The 3913-nt window shown below is 73.6% G+C and carries 3 protein-coding genes; 1 reads left to right on the top strand and 2 read right to left on the bottom strand.

Features of this window, described 5'->3' with window-relative positions; all coding sequences use genetic code 11:
- The first annotated feature begins 197 nt into the window (after window positions 1–197).
- The gene (locus PV350_RS45275; RefSeq protein WP_500339150.1) at window positions 198–965 is read left to right on the top strand and encodes a GNAT family N-acetyltransferase; all 768 of its coding nucleotides are present in this window, start codon (window positions 198–200) and stop codon (window positions 963–965) included.
- A gap of 20 nt (window positions 966–985) precedes the next feature.
- Here PV350_RS45275 and PV350_RS45270 read toward each other — a convergent pair whose 3' ends face one another.
- Window positions 986–3142 (bottom strand): acyltransferase family protein, encoded by a 2157-nt coding sequence (locus PV350_RS45270; RefSeq protein WP_500339149.1) that lies wholly within the window; start codon window positions 3140–3142, stop codon window positions 986–988.
- Between the two features lie 206 nt (window positions 3143–3348).
- Window positions 3349–3831, bottom strand: a complete 483-nt coding sequence (locus PV350_RS45265; protein WP_500339151.1) for a GNAT family N-acetyltransferase — start codon at window positions 3829–3831, stop codon at window positions 3349–3351.
- Window positions 3832–3913 lie beyond the last annotated feature (82 nt).

Genomic DNA, 3913 nt, shown 5'->3' with positions numbered 1-3913 from the left:
GGTCCTCGACCACGACCATCGCCTCGGAGGCCGCCCCGCCGCCCGCCGGGCCCTCACGCCGTTCCAGCAGTCCCTCGCTCATGCCCGCCAGCATAAGGGGAGGTCACGGCCCACAAGGAAGGGCCGTCACCGCACTGCTTGGGCATGTGACACGTGTGACACCATGCCTGGTCGAGATCGCAGACGAAGGAGACGCCTTGGGCGCGGCGAGCACGGAGGCACTGGCACGGATCACCGCCAACTTCCGCCAGTACTTGACGGGGTGGGGCCGGACACGGCGAGCCGACGGCGACCTCGACCGCTATCGCAGCGGTCTGGCCACGCCGCAGTTCAACGGCGTGGTCCGGGTACGGTCGCTGGACGCGGTCGCGCAGGCCGTGACCGCCGCGCGCGCCGAACTCGCGGGCGTCCCCTGGTGGTGGTGGGCCGGCCCGGACAGCCCTGAAGGCACCCCCGCCGCCCTGACCCGGCACGGCGCGGTACCGCTCGGCGCCCTGCCCCTGATGGTGCGGCCCCTCGACCGCGCCCCGGTCCCCCAGGACGTGCCGGCCGGCCTGGGCGTCGAGGCGGTGGAGACCCCGGACCGGCTGGCCGAACTGGTCGGCACGTACCGCACCTCCATGGGCATCGCGCCCGAGCTGCAGCCCGGCCTCGTACGGTCCGAGGCGCGGCGCGCGGACAACGCGGACATCGTCCGCCTCGCCGCCGTGCTGGACGGTGACGTCGTCGGCACGACGGTGCTGATCACGGCGCACGACGTCACCGGCATCTTCCTCGTCCACGTCGCCGCGCCCCACCGCCGCCGCGGCATCGGCGCCGCACTGACCTCGGCCGCCCTCCGCGTCGCCCACGACCGGGGCACCCACCTGGCCGCCCTCATCGCCAGCCCCTCCGGTGAACCCCTCTACCGTCGCTTCGGCTTCACCACGGTCTCCGAGTACCGGCTCTTCACCCTGCCCGGCTGACTCCCGACCGGCGACAGGGCCTAAGGGCCGGTCGGCCGCACGGGGCGCCGGCTCAGGTCGGCGCCGTAGAGGGTGGTCATCTCGTGGTCCAGCACCGGCGCGATGGCCTCGGCGTAGGACTCGGTGAGGTGGCTGTCGTCGCGGTAGACGAAGGTGTCGGCCACCACCACGGGACAGCCGCCGCCGGTGCCGCAGAGCCAGGGGACCGGGTCGACCACCGAGACACCGGTGGCCGCCGCCGCTTCGGTGATCTCCCGCTTCTTGTCGGGATCCTTGACCGCCTGCCCGATCTCGGACGCGCACCGTTCCAGCTCCTGCGGATGGGTCCCCGCGCAGTCGACCGCGTCCCCCTTCGGCCAGGGCGTGTCCTCGATGGCCAGCACCTGCGCGCCGCTCCTCGCCAGTTCCCGGTAGGTCCGCTCGAAACCGTCGGTCCACTGCCGGCGCGGGTCGGCGGACGGCCGGGCCAGGTCGGCCGAGTCCGAGGAGGAGGCGATCACCAGCGCGGGCTTCAGGGACCTGATCCGGGCCAGTGCCTTGGTGCGCCACCGGTCGCAGGACGTGTACGGCTCGCCCTGGTAGACCGTGGTGACCGCGGCGACCTTGCACGACGCCTTGGTCAGCGAGACCAGTCTCCAGTGCCGCTCGCGGGCCAGCCGGTCGAGCGCTGGGAACCACTGGGCCGCGTGCGAGTCCCCGAAGAGGACGACCGTCTTCGTCGCGGACCGGTCGCCGTAGACGCACGACGGTGTCGCCGTGCTCTGGTAACCGATGTGGCAGCCGTCCCGGTAGACCGCGGACAACGTCCCCTTGACCTTGGTGATTCCGGGCGTGAGATTGACCGGCAGACTGCGTTCGGGTGCCTCCAGCAGCTCAATCAGACGTGTCTGCGGGTCGGTCACCCCGGTGAGCGTGCCCCTCAGCTTCGGGGCGGCCGCGCCCGAACTGATCAGCGGCGGGAAGGCCGTCGCGACCAGCGCCGCGGCCGTGGCGCACGCCGTCAGCCCCGCGCCCAGCCCCAGTGCCCGTGCGGGACGGCCGCGGAAGACGTGGTGGAACCGCACCGGGTTCTCGACCAGACGCAGCGTCCCCCAGGCCAGCAGCAGGGAGATCGCCGCACACACCAGGCCGAAGCGGACGGTCGCCGGCCGCTCCCACGCCATCGGCAGGATCACCAGCATCGGCCAGTGCCACAGGTACCATCCGTACGACAGGCCGCCGACCCATGTGACCGGCCGCAGCGACAACAGCGCGCCGGCCCCGTACCGCGCGGGGGAACAGCCGCCCGCCAGCACCAGCACGGTGCCGAGCACGGGCGCGAGCGCATAGGGCCCGGGGAACGGCGTGGCGTCGTCGAACCAGACCGCCGCCACCAGCAGCGACACCAGCCCGGCCCAGCTCATCGGCCCGGCCACCTGGGCCGGCAACCGCTCCAGCCGGCCGACGCAGAGCGCGAGCAGCGCGCCGGCCCCGAGTTCCCAGAAGCGGGTGTGCGAGCCGAAGTACGCCCAGGACACCGAGGTGCCCGTCACCCACACGTTCAGGGCGAAGGAGAGCGCGCACAGCACCGCGAGCGGCGCCGCCAGCAGCCCGGTCCGGCGCCGGGCGAGCTTCCAGCTCGCCCACAGCAGCAGTGGCCAGACCAGGTAGAACTGCTCCTCGACCGCCAGTGACCAGAAGTGCTGGAACGGCGACGGTGGGCTGTCCGCGTTGAGGTAGTTGGTGCCGGCGTTCGCCAGCCGGAGGTTCACCACGTAGAAGGTGCTGCCGAGCGCATCCCCGACGTATTCCGCGAAGCGGACCTTCGACAGGTACAGCCAGGCGCCGCCGAGCGTGACGACCCCGACGAGGGTCGACGCGGGGAGCAACCGCAGCGCCCGGCGGGCGTAGAACCTCCGCACCGACACGCGGTCGTTGCGGGCCAGCTCACGCAGCAGCAGCGAGGTGATGAGGAAGCCCGAGATCACGAAGAAGACGTCGACCCCGATGTAGCCGCCCGCCAGCCGCCGGACTCCGGCGTGCGAGAGCACCACGAGCGAGACCGCGAGCGCGCGCAGCCCCTGGATGTCCAGGCGCAGCGGTGCTCCGGCGGCCGGACGGACCGGAGTTCCGGCGTTCGCCTCCGGTGGCGGGGGTGCCTGCGTCGCAGTTGCCGCGGGCCACGACGCACGTGACACGGAATCTCCTCTGGTCCTGGTGGATGAGCGCCGAACCGTGCGACGCCGCTGACCAGACGCGCGATGACCGGGCAGGGTTGCGCGCGATCGGCCGGGTTCGGCCGTTCTTCGCCGGCTGCCCGCTCGTCCTTGTCCTTCCGTTCACCACGAGGTCGCGTACCGGCGGATCCGCGCTCGCAGCGCCGGCGCCCGCGAGGCGCGCGGGCCTACGGCCGGTGGCTCGGCGTGTGCTCCTGCGCGGACGGCAGCGCCTTGAAGTAGAAGGTCGTCGGCCGCAGCACTCCCGCCGGGTTCGCGGCGTGGGCGGGGACGGTGCCGTACGGGGTCCAGCCGGCGCTGCGGTAGAGCTGTTCCGCGGGGCTGCCGGTCTCGGTGTCGAGCAGCAGGAGGGCCGCGCCCGCGGCCGCCGCGGCGCGTTCGGCGACGGTGAGGAGGGCGCGGCCGAGGCCGTGGCCGCGGGCGCGGCGGTGGACCATGAGCTTGAGGACCTCGGCGCGGTGGCGGCCGTTGGGCTTGCCCTCGTGGGCGAGGCTGACGGTACCGGTGACGCCGGCGGTGTCGCGGGCGGCCCAGACGGTGAGGCCGCCGTCCGCGACGACGTGGGCGCGGGCGCGCCACCAGGCGGCCGCCTCGGCGTGGGTGAAGGGGGTCACGAAGCCGAGGGACGCGCCGCCCTCGACGGCGTCCACGAGGAGGGCGGCGAGGTCGTCGGCGGATTCCAGCAGGGCTTCGGCGGAGAGCGGGGCGACGGCGTGCACGGGGGCGGGGGCG

It is taken from the genome of Streptomyces sp. PA03-6a (genome assembly GCF_033792765.1).
Lineage (GTDB): Bacteria > Actinomycetota > Actinomycetes > Streptomycetales > Streptomycetaceae > Actinacidiphila.
Note: the sequence above shows the minus strand (reverse complement) of the source record. Positions and strands in the feature narration are given on the sequence as shown.